This window comes from Nocardioides sp. BGA-UO-ETr-FS32, assembly GCF_059567905.1.
The window spans coordinates 600,655-620,328 of the sequence record NZ_JCAQOX010000013.1 but is presented as its reverse complement, the minus strand read 5'-3'; the positions used below and the strand labels follow the sequence as shown (position 1 = coordinate 620,328).

General features: G+C 71.3%; 16 protein-coding genes. 4 read left to right on the top strand and 12 right to left on the bottom strand.

Annotated features, from left to right (window positions below):
- Positions 1-6: 6 nt before the first annotated feature.
- The gene (locus AC57BS_RS08170; protein WP_496410933.1) at positions 7-906 is read left to right on the top strand and encodes a DMT family transporter; all 900 of its coding nucleotides are present in this window, start codon (positions 7-9) and stop codon (positions 904-906) included.
- A 59-nt stretch (positions 907-965) separates the two neighbouring features.
- Entirely contained in the window at positions 966-2,024 is a 1,059-nt protein-coding gene (locus AC57BS_RS08165) for an NADase-type glycan-binding domain-containing protein (protein WP_496410932.1), read from the top strand.
- On the opposite strand, the gene AC57BS_RS08160 is transcribed toward AC57BS_RS08165, so the two are convergent.
- The 9 genes from AC57BS_RS08160 to AC57BS_RS08120 all read right to left on the bottom strand — a co-directional run bounded on the left by AC57BS_RS08160 (position 2,002) and on the right by AC57BS_RS08120 (position 12,523).
- A complete protein-coding gene (locus AC57BS_RS08160; RefSeq protein WP_496410931.1) occupies positions 2,002-3,003 on the bottom strand; it encodes a threonine aldolase family protein in 1,002 nt (333 codons plus the stop codon). The two genes, AC57BS_RS08165 and AC57BS_RS08160, sit on opposite strands and share 23 nt — an antisense overlap.
- 19 nt (positions 3,004-3,022) lie before the next feature.
- Positions 3,023-4,198 (bottom strand): hypothetical protein, encoded by a 1,176-nt coding sequence (locus AC57BS_RS08155; RefSeq protein WP_496410930.1) that lies wholly within the window; start codon positions 4,196-4,198, stop codon positions 3,023-3,025.
- Between the two features lie 76 nt (positions 4,199-4,274).
- Positions 4,275-5,612, bottom strand: coding sequence for a class II 3-deoxy-7-phosphoheptulonate synthase (locus AC57BS_RS08150; protein ID WP_496410929.1), 1,338 nt, complete (start codon positions 5,610-5,612; stop codon positions 4,275-4,277).
- A gap of 82 nt (positions 5,613-5,694) precedes the next feature.
- Positions 5,695-6,981 (bottom strand): ABC transporter substrate-binding protein, encoded by a 1,287-nt coding sequence (locus AC57BS_RS08145; protein ID WP_496410928.1) that lies wholly within the window; start codon positions 6,979-6,981, stop codon positions 5,695-5,697.
- 29 nt (positions 6,982-7,010) lie between these two features.
- The gene (locus AC57BS_RS08140) at positions 7,011-8,210 is read right to left on the bottom strand and encodes a branched-chain amino acid ABC transporter permease (RefSeq protein ID WP_496410927.1); all 1,200 of its coding nucleotides are present in this window, start codon (positions 8,208-8,210) and stop codon (positions 7,011-7,013) included.
- Positions 8,207-9,118, bottom strand: a complete 912-nt coding sequence (locus AC57BS_RS08135; protein WP_496410926.1) for a branched-chain amino acid ABC transporter permease — start codon at positions 9,116-9,118, stop codon at positions 8,207-8,209. The genes AC57BS_RS08140 and AC57BS_RS08135 overlap by 4 nt, the downstream gene beginning before the upstream one ends.
- Positions 9,115-10,947, bottom strand: coding sequence for an AMP-dependent synthetase/ligase (locus AC57BS_RS08130; RefSeq protein ID WP_496410925.1), 1,833 nt, complete (start codon positions 10,945-10,947; stop codon positions 9,115-9,117). The genes AC57BS_RS08135 and AC57BS_RS08130 overlap by 4 nt, the downstream gene beginning before the upstream one ends.
- On the bottom strand, positions 10,944-11,738 hold the full coding sequence (locus AC57BS_RS08125; RefSeq protein WP_496410924.1) for an ABC transporter ATP-binding protein: 795 nt from the start codon (positions 11,736-11,738) through the stop codon (positions 10,944-10,946). The genes AC57BS_RS08130 and AC57BS_RS08125 overlap by 4 nt, the downstream gene beginning before the upstream one ends.
- Positions 11,735-12,523, bottom strand: a complete 789-nt coding sequence (locus tag AC57BS_RS08120) for an ABC transporter ATP-binding protein (RefSeq protein WP_496410923.1) — start codon at positions 12,521-12,523, stop codon at positions 11,735-11,737. Before AC57BS_RS08120 ends, AC57BS_RS08125 begins: the two co-directional genes overlap by 4 nt.
- Before the next feature lie 193 nt (positions 12,524-12,716).
- On the opposite strand from AC57BS_RS08120, the gene AC57BS_RS08115 reads away from it, so the two are divergent.
- The gene (locus tag AC57BS_RS08115; protein ID WP_496410922.1) at positions 12,717-13,949 is read left to right on the top strand and encodes a PucR family transcriptional regulator; all 1,233 of its coding nucleotides are present in this window, start codon (positions 12,717-12,719) and stop codon (positions 13,947-13,949) included.
- Between the two features lie 15 nt (positions 13,950-13,964).
- On the opposite strand, the gene AC57BS_RS08110 is transcribed toward AC57BS_RS08115, so the two are convergent.
- Both AC57BS_RS08110 and AC57BS_RS08105 read right to left on the bottom strand, forming a co-directional pair.
- Entirely contained in the window at positions 13,965-15,305 is a 1,341-nt protein-coding gene (locus tag AC57BS_RS08110) for a metallophosphoesterase family protein (RefSeq protein ID WP_496410921.1), read from the bottom strand.
- Between the two features lie 61 nt (positions 15,306-15,366).
- Positions 15,367-16,836 (bottom strand): APC family permease, encoded by a 1,470-nt coding sequence (locus AC57BS_RS08105; protein ID WP_496410920.1) that lies wholly within the window; start codon positions 16,834-16,836, stop codon positions 15,367-15,369.
- Between the two features lie 193 nt (positions 16,837-17,029).
- On the opposite strand from AC57BS_RS08105, the gene AC57BS_RS08100 reads away from it, so the two are divergent.
- The gene (locus tag AC57BS_RS08100; RefSeq protein WP_496410919.1) at positions 17,030-18,226 is read left to right on the top strand and encodes a pyrophosphate--fructose-6-phosphate 1-phosphotransferase; all 1,197 of its coding nucleotides are present in this window, start codon (positions 17,030-17,032) and stop codon (positions 18,224-18,226) included.
- A 174-nt stretch (positions 18,227-18,400) separates the two neighbouring features.
- Here the strand turns inward: AC57BS_RS08100 and AC57BS_RS08095 are convergent, their stop codons facing one another.
- Entirely contained in the window at positions 18,401-19,663 is a 1,263-nt protein-coding gene (locus tag AC57BS_RS08095; RefSeq protein WP_496410918.1) for an MFS transporter, read from the bottom strand.
- Positions 19,664-19,674: the final 11 nt, after the last annotated feature.

Below are 19,674 nucleotides of genomic sequence, written 5' to 3'. Positions count from 1 at the left end.
TCGTCCGTGCACACCCAGCAGACCCGGCGTACGACCCTGCTGGCAGCGGTGGTGCTGCTGGCGGTGGCCGCCAGCTGGGGGTCGACGTTCTTCATGATCAAGGACCTCCTCGACCGGGTCCCGACCCTCGACTTCCTGGCCGTGCGGTTCACGATCGCCTCGCTCGCGCTGCTGGCCGTCGCCCCGAGGGCGCTCGGCCGCCTCTCCCCCGTCGTCCGTCGCCACGCGGTGGTCCTCGGCCTCCTCTACGGCGTGGCCCAGATCCTCCAGATGGCCGGCCTCGCGCACACCCCGGCCAGCATCAGTGGCTTCGTCACCGGCCTGTACGTCGTGTGCACGCCGTTGCTCGCCGCCGCGATCCTGCGCACCCGGATCCCGCCGATCACCTGGGCCGCGGTCGCGCTCGCCACCGTCGGGCTGGGCGTGCTGGCCCTCAACGGGTTCAGCATCGGCTACGGCGAGCTGATCACCCTGGCCTCGGCCGTGCTGTACGCCCTGCACATCGTCGGGCTCGGGGCCTGGTCGAGCGCGCAGGACGCGGTCGGGATGACGATCCTGCAGATCATGGTCATCGCCGCCGTCTGCACGCTGGCGACCGTGCACGACGGGATCGTGCTGCCCGACCGGCCCGGCGACTGGGCGTCGGTGGGCTACATGGCCGTGGTCGTCGGCGCTGCCGGGCTGCTCGGCCAGACGTGGGCGCAGGCCCACCTTCCGCCGACGCGCAGCGCGATCATCATGAGCATGGAGCCGGTCTTCGCCTCCTTCTTCGCGGTCTGGCTGGGCGGTGAGGGCCTCACCACGCGGCTGCTGCTGGGCGGCGGCATGGTGCTCGTCGCGATGCTGGCCGTCGAGCTGGCCCCGCGACGTGTCGTCGAGGGAGAGGTGCCGCACATCGCCGTGTGACGCGCCACGATCGCGATTTCCTCGCGTCCGGGTGGACGCATCCCCCTATCGTGGGGCGCGTGGACAGCTGCGTGTCGTGCGGGGCCGAGCTCGGCGTGGGCCGGTTCTGCCTCAACTGCGGCCACCCGATCGGGGCCCCCGCGCCGTCCCCCGCGCCCGCGCCCGCACCCGCACCCGCACCCGCACCAGTGCCCGCACCGGTGGAGCAGCAGCCGATCGCGCCACCCGTCCAGGCGGCCGACCCGACGCCCGTCGCGCCGACCAGCCCGCCCGACGTACCGGACGAGGACCCGGCCCCGCACCCGGTCGAGCCACCGGTCGAGCGGCCGGCGCCCGCTCCCGCCGGCCCCCGCCGCCCCGAGTGGGACCCGCGTGAGGAGCTGCTGCCCTACGAGGAGGTCGACGAGGTCGACCTCCCGGCCGTCCGGGGCCACGCCTGGTTGTACTGGGTCGCCGGTGCCGTGCTGCTCGTGGCACTGGTCCTCGTGCTGCTGAAGGTCTTCGAGTCCGAGGACACCGCTGTCGACGCGACCGCCGCCGTGGACGCCGCGTCCTCCACGGAGTCCTCGGGGGACGCGGGAGCGACCGAGGGTGCCGGCACGGGACAGGATGCGGGAAGTGCGCCGCAGGGCGTGGGCAAGCGCCGCGAGCTGGCCGGGGCCGCGACCTTCGACGTGCCGGGCACCGCCCCGCCGACGCAGGACTTCGACGGCAGCCTGGTCGCCTATGAGGCCAGCCAGATGGGCGACGGCGACCCGAGCACGGCGTGGCGCATCGGCGGCGACGCCACCGGGCAGAAGATCACGATGACCCTGCCCGAGACCGCCGTGGTCCACCGCCTCGGCATCGTCAACGGCTACGCCAAGAACGTCGAGGGCGTGGCGTGGTACCCCAACAACCGCCGCATCCTCACCGTGACGTGGCAGTTCGCCGACGGCTCGGCGATCGAGCAGAGCTTCGCCCAGCGTCCCGGGCTGCAGACGATGAAGGTGCCGCCGGTGGCGACGAGGACGCTCTCGATCACCATCAACGCCGTGACGCCGCCGGGCAGCGGCGACCTCGGCCGCGACTACACCGCGATCAGCGAGGTCTCGATCATCGGGCAGCGAGCCGGCTGAGCACCGCAGCGGCCCGGTCGGCGTCGGCCGGGGTGACGTCGAGGTGGGTCACGAGGCGTACGGCGCGCGGGCCGACCGCCGCGATCCGCACCCCCTCCGCGGCCGCCCGCTCCACGAACGACGCCGCGTCCGGACGCTCCACCACGACGATGTTGGTCTCGACCGCGTCCGGGTCGAGGCCGAGCGCCTCTCCGAGCAGGCGGGCGTGCGCGTGGTCGTCGGCCAGCCGCTCCACGTGGTGGTCGAGGGCGTACGCCCCTGCCGCCGCGAGCACGCCGACCTGCCGCATCCCGCCGCCGAGCCGCTTGCGCCGTACGCGGGCCTCCGCGATCGCGTCGGCCGAGCCGACCATCAGCGACCCGACCGGGGCACCGAGCCCCTTGGACAGGCACACGGCGAGCACGTCGGCGACCCGGCCGTACTCGGCGAACGGGGTGCCGGTGGCGACGTGTGCGTTCCAGAGCCGGGCGCCGTCGAGGTGGACCCGGGTGCCGGTGCGGTCTGCCCACGCACGCAGCGCCCGCAGGTCGTCGAGGGGGAGCACCGCGCCGCCGGCGAAGTTGTGCGTGTTCTCCACCGACACCGCCGCGGTCCGGACGAAGAACGGTCCCATGTCGGGGGCGTGCATCGACTCGATCGCGGCCAGGTCGACCTGGCCGCGGGCGTGCGTCCACGTCCGCATGGTGATGCCACTGATCGCGCCGTGGGCCCCGAGCTCCGCACGGGCGATGTGCGCGGAGGACTCGCAGAGCACCTCCTCGCCCGGGGACACCACGCTCGCCACGGCGAGCACGTTGGCCATCGACCCCGTCGGCGTGAACAGCGCGGCCTCGTGGCCGAACATCCCCGCGACCCGCTCCTGCAGCGCGGTGACCGTCGGGTCCTCGCCGTAGACGTCGTCGCCCACCTCCGCGCGGGCCATCGCCTCGCGCATCTCGGCCGTCGGACGGGTCAGGGTGTCGGAGCGCAGGTCGATCACGGGGCGAACCTACCCGTCGTCAGGGGCAGACCTCGCGGGTGGTGGGCGGACCGTTGAGGGGGTTCGGCGTGACGGTGTAGGTGGTCGGGGACGCGCACGGGGGCGTCGGCGACCCGGTCTCGGGCTCGGTCTCGCCGGTCTCGGGCACGGTCTCGGGCTCGGTCTCGTCCGGCGGGTCCGGGGCGTCGACCTCCGTCACCCGTGGCGGCGAGGGCAGGTCGCGCGCCACCGCCTCGCCCAGCGTGTCGATGGTCAGGACCGTCCACGTCCCGTCGTGGTTGCGCTGCCAGATGCCTCCGCGCTGCAGCGCGACTACGACGCGGACGACGCCGTCCAGCTCCGCGGCCGCGATGTCGACCGGGCGCACCGGCAGCGGGTCACCGCACTCCTCGTCGCCCTCCTCGTCGGTGATGTCCGCGCGGTCGGCCTCCGTCAGCGTCCCCTCGCGACTCCACGGCCGGCCGTCCACCGAGCTCTCGACGGAGTCGCCCACGAGCCGCCAGCAGCGTCCCGCGACGCAGGTCTCCGTCCGCTCGCCCTGCCACGCCTCGGGGCCGTCGACCCGGAGGTCGGGCTCGGCGAACCGGCCCTCGGCGTCGATGGTGAGCCACCCGTGCTCGTCGTGGCCGCCCAGCCGCGTCTCGACCTCGTGCGGGGTTCCGGGGAAGTCACCCTCCAGCACGGCCACCCCGATGTAGCCGCGCCACTCGCCGCACGAGGTGGCGCTCGTCGCGAGCACCCCGACCGGCAGCAGCGCCGTGCCGACCGCCACGGCGACCGTACGCCGCCATCCGCCCCCGGCGGCGTCGCGCGCCGTCCGGTGGATCCACCAGGCGGTGTACAGCGCCGGCAGCGCGAGCAGGTCGGTGACGTCGGCACGGATCATCGTCGGCGTGCCGAAGAGGCTCCACGTGCTGCTCGTCACCGCGGCGCCCAGGTCCGAGGTCTTGCAGAACACGAACCCCGCTCCGGTCGCTGCGAGCGACACCGGCATGCTCCGGGGCGCACGCACGAGGGCGAGCGCCGCCGCCAGGAGCAGCGGCGCGACCACGAGGCCGGCGACGTCACTCAGCTTGCCGGTGACCCAGCCCGGCCACGTCTGCTTGAGCACGTGGTCGTTGAGCACCAGCACCACGAGTGCGAGCACGGATCCCGGGTGCGCGAGCGCGCGCAACGACGTCGACAGGTCCCCCATCGGGACAGCATCGGTGCGCGGGCGTCCCGGCGGGCCACGACCTGCTCACGATCAGGTCACGATCGAGCAGGCGGGATCACGCCTTGCGCAACATCTCCGCGACGAGGAAGGACAGCTCGAGGGACTGGACGCGGTTGAGGCGCGGGTCGCAGACGGACTCGTAGCGGTTGGCCAGGCCTGCCTCGTCGATCTCCTCGCCGCCACCGACGCACTCGGTGACGTCGTCGCCGGTGAGCTCGACGTGCACGCCGCCGGGCCAGGTGCCGAGGCTGCGGTGCACGTCGAAGAAGCCCTGCACCTCCTCGATGACGTCGTCGAAGCGGCGCGTCTTGTAGCCCGAGGAGGCCTCGAAGGTGTTGCCGTGCATCGGGTCGCAGACCCACGCCACGTTGAGGCCCTCGGCGGTGACCTTCTCGACCAGCGCGGGGAGCCCGTCGCGGATCTTGCCCGCGCCGAAGCGGGTGATGAAGGTGAGCCGGCCCGGCGTGTTGTCGGGGTTGAGCCGCGAGGCGTACGCGAGGGCGTTGTCGGGCGTCGTCGTGGGCCCGAGCTTGATGCCGATCGGGTTGCGGATCTTGGACAGCAGCTCGATGTGCGCGCCGTCGAGCTGGCGGGTGCGCTCACCGATCCACACGAAGTGGGCCGAGACGTTGTAGGGCAGGTCGGTGCGCGAGTCGATGCGGGTCAGGGCCTGCTCGTACTCGAGCAGCAGCGCCTCGTGGCTGGAGTGGAAGTCGACGCGGTGGAACTCGTCGGGGTCGGCGCCGATGGCCTTCATGAAGGTCAGCGCGCGCTCGATCTCGTCAGCCATCGCCTCGTAGCGCTGGCCGAAAGGCGAGGACTGCACGAAGTCGGTGTTCCAGGTGTGCACCTGCCGCAGGTCGGCGTAGCCGCCGGTGACGAAGGCGCGCACGAGGTTGAGCGTCGCGGCGGAGGAGTTGTAGACGTCGACCAGGCGCTGCGGGTCGGGCACGCGCGCCTCGGGGGTGAAGTCGTAGCCGTTGACCGCGTCGCCGCGGTAGGCGGGGAGCGTCACGCCGTCACGGGTCTCGAGGTCACTGCTGCGGGGCTTGGCGTACTGGCCCGCGAGGCGGCCGAGCTTCACGACCGGCACCGACGCGGCGTACGTCAGCACGACGGCCATCTGCAGCAGGACCCGCAGCTTGTTGCGGACGTTGTCGGCGGTGACGCCGGCGAAGGTCTCGGCGCAGTCGCCGCCCTGCAGCAGGAACGCCTCGCCGCGCGTGACGGCGGCGATCTTCTCGGTGAGGTCGTCGCACTCGCCCGCGAACACCAGCGGCGGCGCGGTCCTCAGTCGGGCCACGGCAGCGTCGACCGCCCCGGCGTCGGGGTAGGTGGGCTGCTGGAGGGGCCCGAGCGCGTGCAGCTGCTCGAGGGTGGGGATCGCGGTCACCCCTCAAGGGTACGGCGCGCGCGCCCGCGCGCCCGAACCCTGACCGCTCTCCGGGCGGTCGGGGTCCGGGCACGCGTGTGGCTCAGCCCTCGAAGCACGCTCCTTCGAAGGTGTGCTCGGACGCGGTCGGGCCGGCCGCGAAGTCCTCGACGATCGCCACGCCGGACGGGGCCGACGGGTCGACCTTGCTCAGCACCGACTCGCGGAAGATCGTCTCGTCGGGCTCACCGGCCCGGTTGCCGGCCTCCTCCGGGAGCATCCCCTCGTAGTCGATCGTCTCCAGCGACTGCACTGCCTCGAGCAGACCGGCACGGTCCTTGTCGTAGTCGCCCTCGAGCCACTCCTCCAGCGCCGCCTTCAACGGGTAGGACCACGCCCAGCCGGCCGTGTAGCCGTCGTTGGGCTGGGCCACGTCGCCCAGCGCGTCACGCATCGCCTGGTGGCCGGGCGTCTCGGTGCCGAAGGGCCCCCAGTAGCCGGACTGCATGTAGAGCGCCTCGAGCGCCGGGGCGGCCGGGGTCTCCAGCAGGGCGGGGTTCCAGGTCGGGCCGAGCCCGATGAACTGGCCCTGGAAGCCCTGGGCGGCTGCCTGCCCGACGATGACAGCGGTCTCGGTCGGTCCGGTGCCGAGCAGGACGAGGTCGGGCTTCTGCTTCACGATGGCACTGATCGCGCCCGCCTGCGCCTCCTGGCCGGGCGCCGTCTCGACCCCGGTGAACTCGAGCCCGTTGGCCTCGGCGGCGATCTCGGCACCCGCTGCGCCGTCACCGCCGTAGTCGCCCGGGAAGCCGACCGCCATCACCGAGGCGATGTCCTTCTCAGCGACCATGTAGTCGACGGCGTTCATGCCCTCGACGCAGTAGTTGGCGCCGGACTCGAGGATCGCGTCCTCGAAGGCCCACAGCGAGGTCCACGACGCCGGGGCGCCGATCATCTCGTCGCGGTCCATGTCGGGGATGATCGCCAGCGTGGTCGGCGAGCCCAGCGTCTGTGCGAGCGCCAGCACCTCGCCCTCGATCTCGCCGTAGACCTGCTGGTGGGTCTGCGGGTTGTAGAGGTTGTCCTTGACGTACTTGGTCACGTCGATGTCGTAGCCACCGATGCCACCGTCCTCGTTGACGCGGTTCCAGAACGCTGCCTGCGCCTCGGTGATGGGCACGCCCAGCGGCGCGAACGGACCCTGGGTCAGGTCGGAGATGGTGCCCAGGTAGATGCACCCGTTGTCGGCGTTGACCGCCTCGGGGCACGCCTCGTCGGTGACACCCGGCGCATTGACGGCCGACTCACCCTCTGCTTCCCCGCCACCGCGACAACCGGTGGCGAGCAGCGCCAGCGCGACCAGCAGCACTGCTGACTTCCTTGACTTCACGGTGCTCTCCTTTGTGTGTGTCCGGCCGCTCAGTAGCTGAAGGGCCAGCCTTTCCAGTAGTTGCGGATCCGGATCCAGATGCCGAAGAGTCCCCGCGGCTCGAACAGCAGGAAGCCGACGATGAGCAGGCCGTAGAGGACCTGCTCGAGCTGGAAGACGTTGGGGGTGTCGGTGACCTGGCCGGAGATGAAGGGCACGTACGCCGGGAGCTCGCGCGTCAGGGTGGGCAGGAGCGTGATGAACAGCGCGCCCATGATGGCTCCGCTGACGGTGCCCGCTCCCCCGATCAGGACCATCGCGATGAACTGCACCGAGAGCAGCAGACCGAAGCTGGACGGCTCGAAGAACCCGATGATGCTGTAGATCAGCGCGCCGGAGCAGCCGGCGTAGAACGAGGAGATGGCGAACGCCACCGTCTTGGCGCGAGGCAGGTTGATGGCCATCATCTCCGCGGCCATGTCACGGTCCCGGACCGCGGCGAAGGCGCGACCCGTGCGCGAGCGCGCCAGGTTGCGCGCACCCAGCGCGAACACGAGCATCAGCACCAGCATCAGCAGGTAGAACTTCTGGTCGGAGGTCAGGTAGTCGCCGTCGCTGGCGAACTCGAGGCCGAACAGCTCCGGCACGGCCGACTCGCGACCCACGCCCGCGCCACCGGTCAGGTCGCTCCACTCGCGGAACAGGTGCTCGCCGATGAAGACCAGCCCCAGGGTGACGATCGCGAGGTAGAGGCCACGGAGCCGGGTGGCCAGCGGCGCCACCACCACTCCCGCGATCCCGGCCACGAGGCCGGCTGCGGGCAGCCAGACCAGGATGTTGGTGATGCCGAAGCCGATGGTGCGTCCGTCCGGGTCGCCGGAGATCGCCGCCGCGGTGTAGGCGCCGACGCCCAGGAAGAAGGCGTGGCCGAGGGACACCTGTCCGGCCAGGCCGGTGATGATGTTGAGGCCGAGCGCACCGATCGCGAAGGCGTACGCCAGTGCGAGGGTGTTGAGGTGGTTGTCGGTCAGCATCTGCGACAACCCGAAGGCGGCCAGGACGATGATGCCGACCCAGATCCGCTTGGGTCGCGTGTTGAAGAGCGCGAGCTCCTGCGCGTACGACCGGTAGAACTGCGGCCGGCCGGACAGTCGCCCGGTGCGGCGCGCGCGGGGCGCGGCCTCCCGCGTAGCGGTCGTCGAGCCCGTCGAGCCCGTCGAGTCCGTGGACCCTGTCGAGAGGGTGGTCATACGCGCCTCACCTCCGGCGTTCCGAAGATGCCGTAGGGCTTGGCCAGCAGCACCAGCAACATCAGGACGTAGGGCGAGACGACGGCGAAGTTGTCGCCCAGCCACGGCGCGTAGTCGCGCTGGTAGGTGCCGACCAGGGACTCCACCACCCCGATCGCGAGCCCCCCGATCACGGCACCCTCGAGCGAGTCGAGGCCGCCCAGGATGATCGCGGGGAGGGCGACGAGGGCCACGATCCAGATCTGCCGGTCGACCCCGGCCGAGATGGCGAGCAGCGTTCCGGCCACGGCGGCGAGGGCCCCCGCCATCGCCCACGACAGGGCGAAGACGCTGCCGACGCTGACGCCCTGGGTGAGGGCCGCCTCCTGGTCGAACGCGGCGGCCCGCATGGCGAGGCCGTGGCGGGTGTAGCGGTAGAACCAGAAGAGGGCCGCCACGACGACGGCCAGCGTGGCCAGCGACACCAGGTGCCGCTCCTGGACCCGAAGACCGATCAGCTCCACCCGCTCGAGTCCCCACGGGTTGGGGATGTTGCGGGCGCCCAGGCCGATGAAGCCGCTGGTCACGACGCGGACCACGATGTCGATCCCGATGGTGATGATCGCGACCACGAACGCCGGGCGCCCCACCATCGGCCGGACCGCCCCTCGCTCGATCAGCAGCGCGAGGGCCGCCGTGAGCAGGGCCGCGACGGCCATCGAGACGAAGAAGGAGAAGCCGGTGAAGAGCATCACGCCGAGGGCCGGCCCGACATAGCTGGTGATCGTCGCGCCGGTCAGCATCATCGCTGGCTGGGCGAAGCTGATCACCCCGGTGGACTTGTAGATGATCACGAAGCCGAGGGCCAGCAGCGCGTAGATCGAGCCCGAGCCGAGCCCGCGCAGGACCACTTCCAGGAACTGGGTCATCGTGTGGCCCCCCCGTACATCTCGACGACGGTGTCCTCGAACATCTGGGAGATCGCGGAGCGCTTGACCTTCTGCGTGGCGGTCAGCTCACCGTCCTCGTGGTCGAGCTCCTTGGGCAGCAGCCGGAAGACCTTGATCCGCTCGACCTGGGACAGGTCGGCGTTGACGGCGTCGACCACCCCCGAGACCAGCTCCACGACCTCGGGCTTGGCGCTCAGGTCGCGGTAGGTGCTGTAGCCGAGCTGCCGACGCTGGGCCCACTCGCCGACGGTGTCGAGCTCGATGCCGATCAGCGCCGTGAGGTACTTGCGGCCGTCGCCGATCACGATCGCCTCGCGGATGAACGGCGAGGCCTTGAGCTCGTTCTCGATCATGGACGGCGAGATGTTCTTGCCTCCCGCGGTGATGATGATGTCCTTCATCCGGTCGGTGATCTTCACGTGTGTCCCCTCGACCCACTCGCCGACGTCGCCGGTGTGCAGCCACCCGTCGGGGGTCAACGCCATGCGGGTCGCCTCCTCGCGCTGCCAGTAGCCCGCGAAGGTGGCGCCGCTGCGGGTGAGGATCTCCCCCGTCTCCTCGTCGATCCGCAGCTCGGTGCCCGGGTGCACCTCGCCCACGGTGCCCAGCCGGATCCGGCCCGGACGGTTGCCGGTGGCGACCGCCGTGTTCTCGGTCATCCCGTAGACCTCGTGCATCGGCACCCCGATCCCCATGAAGAACTTCAGCACCTCGGGCGCGATCGGGGCAGCCCCGGAGGCGGCGTAGCGCACCTTCCGCATGCCCAGCCGGTCCTTCAGTGCGCGGTAGAAGAACACGTAGCCCACGGCGTACTTCAGGCGCGTCGACGTGCTGTGCACACCGCCCTGCGCGACCAGGCGCTGCCCGATGTCGTCTGCGACGCCCAGCCAGAACCGCGACACCGCCCGCTTGAACCAGGAGGCGCCGGACAGCCGGGTCTCGACGCCGGCGAGCAGCTTCTCCCAGATCCGCGGGACGCCGAACAGGATGGTGGGCTGCACCTCACGGAGGTTGGCCGGCACCGTCTCGATGGACTCGGCGAAGTTGACCTGCGTCCCCGCCGCGGCGTTGAACCAGGTGGAGAAGATCCGCTCGGCGACGTGCGCCAGTGGCAGGTAGGACAGGGTCAGGTCCTGCGGCCCGGGCGGCGGGTCGGTGAAGGCGCCCTGCTCGACGAGCACCTGGATCGCGCACTCGACGTTGCTGACCGTGAGCATCGCCCCCTTCGGGGGGCCCGTGGTGCCGGAGGTGTAGATCAGCGTCGCGAGGTCCGCGGGCTCCTGCCCGGCCATCACCTCCGCGATCGCGTCCGGGTGGGCCGTACGGTGCTCGCGGCCCAGGTCGAGGAAGTCCTCCCACGAGAGCAGCAGCTCGCTGTCGTAGCGGTGGCGGATGCCGCGCGGCTCGAGGTAGACGATCCGGGCCAGGTCCGGCGCCTGGTCGAGCACGGCGAAGGCCTTGTCGACCTGCTCCTGGTCCTCCGCGACCAGCACCTTGGATCCCGAGTCGTTGAGGAGGTAGCCCACCTCCGCGGCGGGGTTCGTGGGATAGACCCCGACGGACGCCGCGCGTGCGGCCAGCGCGCCCATGTCGCAGATCAGCCACTCGGGCCGGTTCTCGGAGTGGATGGCGACGCGGTCGCCGGGCACGACGCCCAGGGCCAGGTAGGCGTGGCCCGCCAGCTGGACGTGCTCCCAGTAGGACGCCCACGTCCACTCCCGCCAGATGCCGAAGTGCTTGTCGCGCAGCGCCACCGCGTCGGGCATCGCCGCGGCGTGGGCACGGATCCGGGTGACGGGGCTGCTCACGACCCGACCTCGCTGCCCAGGTAGGCGCGCACCACGTCGGGGTGGCGCTGCACCTCGTCGGGCGTCCCGGTGGCGATCGGGGTGCCGAAGTCGACGACCAGCACCCGGTCGGCGAGGTCCATGACCAGGCCCATGTCGTGCTCGACCATGATGATCGGCACGTCCAGCTCGTCGCGGATGTCGAGGACGTAGCGGGCGGTGTCCTCGGTCTCCTCCAGGTTCATCCCGGCCACCGGCTCGTCGAGGAGCAGGAGCTTGGGCTCCATGGCGAGCGCCCGGCCGAGCTCGACGCGCTTCTGCACGCCGTACGGCAGCAGGCCGACCGGCATGCTGCGCCACTGCTCGAGCTCGAGGAAGTCCACGATCTCCTCGACCGCGCGACGGTGCTCGATCTCCTGCCGGCGTGCCGTGCCCACCCAGGCGAACGCCTGGAGGAAGCCGTAGGTGATGTGCTGGTGACGGCCCAGCATGAGGTTGTCGAGGACGGTGAGGTGCTCGAACAGCGCGATGTTCTGGAAGGTCCGGGCCATGCCCATGGCGGCGATCTGGTGCGGTCGGCGGCCCAGGATGCTCTCCCCCATGAACTCCACCGAGCCCTGCTGCGGCCGGTAGACGCCGGAGAGCACGTTGAAGAGCGAGGTCTTGCCCGCCCCGTTGGGGCCGATGATCGCGAACAGCTCCCCCGGTCGCACCTCGAAGCTCACTCCGTTGACGGCCTTCACGCCTGCGAAGGAGAGGTGGACGTCGTCGAGCCGGGCGACGGGTGTCGGGTCGGGCGCCTGGCCTGTCATGCCGACCACCTCTTCTTGCGCCGGTAGTGCTTGGTGTCGCGGAAGGACTTGCGGCCGTCCTGGCCGGGATGGAGGCCGAGGTAGAACTCGCGCACGTCGTCGTCCTTCAGCAGGGCGTCGGCCGGCTTGTCGAGGACCACCCGGCCGGTCTCCATCACGTAGCCGTGGTGGGCGATCGAGAGGGCCATCGTCGCGTTCTGCTCGACCAGCAGCACGGCGGTGCCGCTCTTGTTGATCTCGAGCACGACGTCGCGGATGTTCTCCACCATCCGTGGCGCCAGCCCCAGGGTGGGCTCGTCGAGCAGGAGGTAGCGCGGCTCGGACATCATCGCCCGGCCGATGGCGAGCATCTGCTGCTCACCGCCGGAGAGGTATCCCGCGATCGCGGCCCGCCGGTCGCCGAGCACCGGGAACAACGCGTAGACGCGCTCGAGGTTGTCCGCCATGCGCGAGCGGGCGGTGTGGGCACCGACCTTGAGGTTCTCCTCGACGCTGAGCTCCACGAACACGCGACGTCCCTCGAGCACCTGGCGCACCCCCTGGCGCACGACCCGCTCGGGACTGGCCCGGTGGATCGGCGTGTCGTCGAGGGTGACCCGCCCCTTGGTGACCTCACCGTCGTGGATGTCCAGCAGCCCGGTGAGGGCCCGCAGGAGCGTGGTCTTGCCGGCTCCGTTGGAGCCGAGTAGGGCGACGATCCGGTCCTCGGGCACGTCGATGCTCACCCCGCGCAGGGCCAGGACGACGTCGTCGTAGACGACCTCGAGGTTGCGGGCGGAGAGCATCGTGGACCTCACTCTCCTTCCGGGAGGTGCGAGTGACGAGAGTCACATCGTGGACCCGGCACGACGCCGATGTCACTGGTCGACCGCCCAAAGCCTCGTGTGCCGGGTCATGGCCGGATCACAACCGCCGCCGGAGGGGTGGCGGAACCGCGATCGGCAGGCGACCATGGGCGATCACCTCGAGGGAGGCTGGATGACGGACACCACGGTCGCGCTCGGCGGCGAGGCGCGCAGTGCGGACAAGCTCGCCCAGTGGGTCCAGCGGCGCGAGTCCGTGATCGCCCATGACGCGACCAACTCGATCTGGCACCAGGTGCCGGCGTACGGCGACCGCGCGGACGCCGGACTGCGCCGCGAGGTCGAGGCGCACTGCCGGCAGGTCTTCGCTGCGTTCCTCGCCAGCGTCAACGACCGCCGTCACCCGCTCCGCTCGGACTTCCCCTGGAGCGGGCAGCACGCGATGCGCCGCGTCGAGCTCGGCATCACGCTGTCGGACTTCATGAAGGCCTTCCGCGTCGGCCAGCTGACCCTGTGGGACGACATCCTCGCGGGGGTCAACGAGTGGCCCTCGACCAAGGACGCCGCGCTCCTGCTGGTCAGCCAGGTGATGCGCACCATCGAGGTCGGCAGCACGGCCGCGGCCGAGGCGTACCTCGAGGCCCAGCAGTACCAGCTGGCCGACTCCGCCCGCCTGGCTCGCGACCTCCTCGAGGACCTGCTGGCCGGCAAGCCACCGACGGTCGAGGAGCGGCAGCTGGCGCTGGCCCAGATGGGCCTGGCCGACGACGTGCCCCTCGTCGCGCTCGTGGCGACCCTGCCGTCCAAGCTCGTCGGGGCGGAACAGCGGGCCAGGCTGCGGGCGGCCCTGACGGTGGCCGGACGGGGCATGGTCGTGGCGCGCCACCACGAGGTGGTCGCCCTGCTGCCGGTGGGCGCGAGCGGCCCGGCCCGCGTGGTGGAGGGCGTCCGTACGGCGGTGGTCTCCCTTCTTGCCGACGGCATCCTCACCAGCGTGGGCCTCAGCAGTGCACGCACCGGCTTCCGTGAGATCCCGTGGGCCTACGAGGACGCTCGGACCGCGATGGACTCGCTGCTCGGCCGTCCCGGCGTGCGCGCCATGGAGGAGATGTCGACCCTCGACCTGCTCATCTCGAGCCAGAAGAGCGCTCGACTGGTGCCGCCCGAGGTGCGTGCCTTCGTCGAGGAGGACCTCGCGACCGGCGGGATCCTGGTCGAGACGCTCAGCACCTATGTCTCCCACGACCTCAACGCCAAGCTCACCGCGATGCACCTCCACGTGCACGCCAACACGATCTACTACCGCCTCGACCGCATCGCCGAGCGCACCGGGTGTGACGTGCGCCGGGTCGAGGACCTCATCGACCTGCTGCTGGCCGTACGCCTGGTCCGCGCGGAGGCACGCTGACCGGCTTCCGCGAGATCATCCCCTCGGCGCGAGCACGCCCTCGGCGTCCTCGACCCGCAGCCCGCCGGCGCGCGTACGGCTGGCCACCAGCGTGCCGGTGACGATCGACCGGAGGGGGTAGGTGACCTCCCCCGGGGCGCCCTGGCGGGACGTGGTCCACAGCCGCTCGTCGTAGCCGACGGTGCCGCGGAACTGGCGGTTCTCCAGGACGAGATCGTCGCCCGTCACCTGACCCACCACGTAGGACGCCTCGCCGCGGTAGAAGAGGGAGCCGTGCGACACCTCGAGGATCCCGTCGCGCTGGCGCACCGTCTGGTCGTGCACCTCGCCGCTGAGGTAGACGTCGACCCCGCCGTCGACCATCGTGCGCCACAGGTCGGAGCGGAGGCCGCCCTCGTAGACCAGGTGGGTGGAGTTGCGGACCCGGACCGACCCCGGCATCGGCGTGTGGGCCTGCACCATCACCCAGGGCACGTCCGCCCGCCGGGCGCGCCTCAGCACGCCCTCGAGCCACCGCAGCTGCGCGGGGTCGACCGAGATGTGCACGTCTCCGTCGCGTCGCTCGAACACGTCGAGCGTCACCAGGAGCACGTCCGCGTCGAGCCGGACGGCGTAGGCGGTGCGTCGCGCCGGGCCGCGCCGCGGGCGGTCGGTGAAGCGCGGCCGGCCGTCGGCGCGGGTGAGCGCGTGGTCGGCGAAGATCTCCTTGATCTGCGGGACGTGGCGGCGCTTGAAGTCGACCCAGGGGTTGCGCCTGCGCGTCTGCCAGGGGTCGTCGCCCACCTCGTGGTCGCCGACCGCGGGGTAGGTGCGGAGGTCGTGGGCGTCGAACCGCTCGAACCAGGCCGGGTAGTAGACGTCGGCCGCGCGGCGCCAGGCGCGCATCCGCTGCGCCTCGGTGCGGACGGGCCCGAAGACGCCCGTGCGTGCGTCGTCACGGCCCCACCGGCCCTCGACGAGGTCGCCCGGCACGAGCACGTCGCGGGTGCCGTGGGAGGCCATCTCGTCGATCACCCGGTCGAGGGCGGTCTCGTAGGAGGCGTTGGTGGAGTTGGCGACCTCCCCGGTGCCCTTCACGACATGCGTACGGCGACCACCCGCCGTCAGGTCGGCGACGTCCTGGTTGAGGAAGTCGGGTGCCGAGACGAAGCGGTAGGCGTCGGCCAGCACGGGGGCGGGCGGGACCGGCGGGCGCTCCCGCGGCCCGCGCGCGTCGGGCTCGCCGTCGATCGTCGGGGCGGGGTAGTCCCCGGTCGGCGTCGCGCTCGCCGGCGGCGCGGGAGGGGTGACCGAGGAGCAGCCGAGCGCGCCGGCGACCAGCACAGCCAGCAGCGGCCCGAGAGGTCGTCGTGTCACGCGGCCAACCGTAGACGGAGGGCACGACACCACCGAGCAGCACCCGGCCGTGTCGACGACCTCAGCGGACATCGTCCTCCATGTGCTCGATGTCGCGGAAGCCGGTCTTCTTGGCGCGTACGCCGCGGTTCGTGAGCCAGGTCAGGGCCCAGAGCACGACCCCGGCGAGGAGGAGGAAGCCCGCGATGACGTACTGCTCCTGCTGCTCGTCGCTGCGCGCCCACGGCCCGGCCAGGAAGGCGCAGGTGACGGCACCGAGGTAGGGCAGGAGGGTCGGTGCCGTGAAGTGCTGGTGGTCCCGGCTGTCGGGACGGCGCCGGATCACGATCAACGCGATGTTGACGACCGTGAACACGCACAACAGCAGGAGCGCCGTCGTTCCGCCCAGGAGTGCCACTGACGTCGCTCCCTCCTCCGACGCACTCGCTCGGACGACGTAGATGATGAGGCCGAAGGAGATCGCGGTCGTGAAGAGGATCGAGACCCACGGCGTACGACGAGTCGCGTGCACCTTGCCGAGCGTGCGGGGCAGCACGTCCTGGTTGGCCATGCCGTAGAGCAGCCGGCTGGCCATCAGCATGTTGATGAGCGCCGAGTTCGCGACGGCGAACATGCCGATGAACGGGAAGATCGTGTCGAAGGGGAGGTCGGGCGCTCCGGCGGCCACGACCTGGGTGAGCGCCGATCCCTTGTCCGGGTCGGTGAGGTCGCCCACCGGGACCAGTGCCACCGCAGTGATGGACACCAGGACATAGATGAGGCCGGTGACGCCGAGCCCGGTGAGCATCATCTTCGGGAAGTCGCGGATCGGGTCCTTGCACTCCTCGGCCATGTTGACCGAGTCCTCGAAGCCGACCATCGCGAAGAACGCGAGCGACGTGGCGGCCGTGATGGCGAAGAAGGTGTTGCGATCGCTCGGGCTCTCGAACACGACGACGCGGGAGAAGTCGGCGTTGCCCTGGGTGACGGCCCAGAGGCCGATGAAGATGATCATCAGCAGGCCGGACAGCTCGACGAGGGTCAGCACGACGTTCGCCTTGACGCTCTCACCCACTCCGCGGAAGTTGACCGCCGCCACCAGGGCCATGAACGCGAGTGCGGTGAGGAGGATGCCGGTGCCGCCCACCTCGAAGCCGAGGTCGAAGCCGTCGTTGAGGAATCCGGCGAAGGCGTTGGAGGCAGTCGACGCCGAGGTGATCCCGGAACACATGACTGTGAAGGCGACGAGGAACGTGACGAAGTGGATGCCGAAGGCCTTGTGCGTGTAGAGCGCGGCCCCGGCTGCCTGGGGGTATCGCGTGACGAGCTCCAGGTAGGAGAAGGCCGTGATCGTGGCGACGGCGAACGCCACCAGGAACGGCGCCCATGCGGCTCCGCCCACCTCACCGGCCACGCTCCCGGTGAGGGCGTAGACGCCCGTGCCGAGGATGTCTCCCACGATGAACAGCAGGAGCAGCCGGGGGCCGATGACCCTCCTCAGCTCCGGCTCCGATCCGTCGACGTCCTGCTGCGTGGCTTCTGTCGCGCTCATCGAGACTCCCGTCGTCGTTCCGTGAACCGCACGGCCTCTCCTCACAATGGACTCGCCGGACGGGCGAGGCAACCACCGCCCGTCCCGACGACGCCGTGTCGGCCGGTCGTTCACTCCCGGGCGCCCTCTGGGGGCGGATTCCGCGGTGCGGGCACCCTTTCGGGCTTAGAACGTTCCAACTACCCTGCTGCCCATGCCGAAGCGTGTTGCCCTCCTGACCGCGGGCGGGTACGCCCCCTGCCTCTCCTCCGCCGTGGGCGCCCTGATCGAGACCTACGACGCCACGGACCCCGACATCGAGCTGATCGCCTACCGACACGGCTACCACGGCCTGCTCACCGGCAACAGCATCACCATCGGCGCCGACGTACGCGCCGGTGCCGCGCTGCTGCACCGCTACGGAGGCAGCCCGATCGGCAACAGCCGGGTCAAGCTCACCAACGACGAGGACTGCCGCAAGCGTGGCCTGATCGGCGCGGACGAGAGCGCGCTCGAGGTGGCGGCCGCGCGGCTGCGGGCCGACGGCGTGGACGTGCTGCACACCATCGGCGGCGACGACACCAACACGGCGGCGGCCGACCTCGCGGCGCACCTGCGCGAGCAGGGCTCCGAGCTCACCGTCGTGGGCCTGCCCAAGACGATCGACAACGACATCGTCCCGATCCGCCAGAGCCTCGGCGCCCAGACCGCGGCGCAGCAGGCGTCGCGCTTCGCCCAGAACGTGCTGGCCGAGCACGGCTCCAACCCCCGGATGCTCATCGTGCACGAGGTGATGGGGCGCGCGAGCGGCTGGCTGACGGCCGCCGCGGCCCGCGACTACATGGCCTGGCACGCCGAGCAGGAGTGGCTGCCCGGCATCGGCCTCGACGGGCGCAAGTGGGCGATCCACGCGGTCTACGTCCCCGAGCGCGCCATCGACCTCGCTGCCGAGGCGACCCGCCTGCGCGCCGTGATGGACGAGATCGGCTGCGTCAACATCTTCCTGGCCGAGGGCGCCGGCATCGACGACATCGTCGCCGACCTCGAGGCGGCCGGCGAGACGGTCGGCCGCGACCCGTTCGGCCACGTCAAGATCGACACCATCAACCCGGGCCGCTACTTCGCCAACCGGTTCTCCGAGGCGATCGGCGCGGAGAAGAAGATGGTGCAGAAGTCGGGCTACTTCTCCCGCTCCGCGCCGGCCAACGACACCGACCTCGCCCTCATCAAGGAGATGGCCGAGCTCGCCGTCGCCTCCGCCATGGCCGGCCGCCCGGGCGTGATCGGCCACGACGAGGACCGCGGCGACGAGCTCCGCGCGATCGAGTTCGAGCGGATCGCCGGGCACAAACCGTTCGACGACAGCCAGGCCTGGTTCACCGAGCTCCTCGAGGGCATCGGCCAGGCCTGAGCTCGCTGCTGGTGCTGAGCGGGTGTGCCGCCGCGAGGTGGCGGCACATCGCAGCCCCGGACGCCCTCGCCACGCAATCCGCCGCCACCCCCACCGGCCACCCGCCGTACGCCGCCGCGAGGTGGCGGCACATCGCAGCCTCGGACGGCCTCGCCACGCAATCCGCCGCCACCCTCAGGCAGGTCCCGGGGCGGACTCGGGGGCGGGCTCCTGGCCGGACCGGTCGGTCACCCGCACCCCGGCCGCGGGGAGCACCCGTGGCAGGCGCTGGAGGTACGCCCCGCTGGCGATCGCGACGAGCGCGAGCACCCACCACAGGGTTGTCTGCCCGTGGGCCAGCAGCCAGGTGAACGCCACCGGCGTCACCGCTCCCCCGATGCCCCAGCTGAGCTGGAACAGCCCGAGGTAGCGGCCGCGCAGGTGGTCGGGGGCGGCCTCGGCCGCCGTGGCGCTGAACACCGGCCCGCCGGTCAGCTCGCCGAAGGTGTAGACGGCGGCGCCGACCAGCATGACCACGACGGCCAGCCACACCGGCAGCCAGCCGGCGAGCACGAACAGCGCGTAGCTGACGACGAACACGACCTGGGCGAGCCCCATCATCCGCGCCCGGACGCGGCCGGTCATCCGGCGTACGACGAGGCCCTGGCCCAGCCCCACCATCGCGGTGTTGAGGGTGAAGATCGCTCCCACCACCCACCCGGGCAGGTCGATGGTCTCGGCGACGTAGACCGGCAGCGCGAAGTTGAGCACCATCATCCCGGCCACGAAGCCGAACTGGCCGACCACCAGCCGCAGGTAGGCCCGGTCGCGCAGGACCACGCCCCAGCCCTCCATCGGCGCGTCGTCGGCATGCGCGGCCCGGTGGTCGGGCACGTCGAGCAGCAGGACGAACGCGACGACGAAGGTCACCGCGTTGACGACCACGACCGTCTCGTAGGCGAGGTCGGTGCCGACCTGGAGCGCGACCCCCGCGAGCACGCCGCCGAGGGAGTAGCCGAGGTTGCGCACCGCCTGGAGGAAGCCGAACCAGATCTCGCGCTCCCCAGGGGCGGAGATCGCGGTGACGACGTTGCCGAAGGACCCCCAGAACGCCTGGCGGCCGATGTTGAGCAGGGTGGTCCACAGCGCGACGACGAGCAGCGAGTCGGCCCAGAGGTAGGCGATCATCCCGACCGCCTGGACGAGGTTGCCCGCGAGCATCATCTTCCGCGGGCCGAACCGGTCGACGAGGCTGCCGATGACGAAGGCGCCCGGCATGGTCAGCACGGCCGACAAAGACAGCGCGGTGCCGATCTGCACCAGCGACAGGTCGGTCATCGCGAGGAAGTAGAGCAGCGTGATCGGCATGAACAGCCCGCTGCCGACGGTGTCGGCCACGATGGCCGCGACGAACCTGCGATGCTCCCCGACGCGAGGGAATCCGAGACGGTTCAGCACGGGATCACACT

Excerpts from the sequence above, each read along its gene's own strand:
- AC57BS_RS08155 (WP_496410930.1), bottom strand. The coding sequence starts at position 4,198 with ATGGGGGACCTGTCGACGTCGTTGCGCGCGCTCGCGCACCCGGGATCC.
- AC57BS_RS08140 (WP_496410927.1), bottom strand. The coding sequence starts at position 8,210 with ATGACCACCCTCTCGACAGGGTCCACGGACTCGACGGGCTCGACGGGC.
- AC57BS_RS08135 (WP_496410926.1), bottom strand. The coding sequence starts at position 9,118 with ATGACCCAGTTCCTGGAAGTGGTCCTGCGCGGGCTCGGCTCGGGCTCG.
- AC57BS_RS08125 (WP_496410924.1), bottom strand. The coding sequence starts at position 11,738 with ATGACAGGCCAGGCGCCCGACCCGACACCCGTCGCCCGGCTCGACGAC.
- AC57BS_RS08120 (WP_496410923.1), bottom strand. The coding sequence starts at position 12,523 with ATGCTCTCCGCCCGCAACCTCGAGGTCGTCTACGACGACGTCGTCCTG.
- AC57BS_RS08115 (WP_496410922.1), top strand. The coding sequence starts at position 12,717 with ATGACGGACACCACGGTCGCGCTCGGCGGCGAGGCGCGCAGTGCGGAC.
- AC57BS_RS08105 (WP_496410920.1), bottom strand. The coding sequence starts at position 16,836 with ATGAGCGCGACAGAAGCCACGCAGCAGGACGTCGACGGATCGGAGCCG.
- AC57BS_RS08100 (WP_496410919.1), top strand. The coding sequence starts at position 17,030 with ATGCCGAAGCGTGTTGCCCTCCTGACCGCGGGCGGGTACGCCCCCTGC.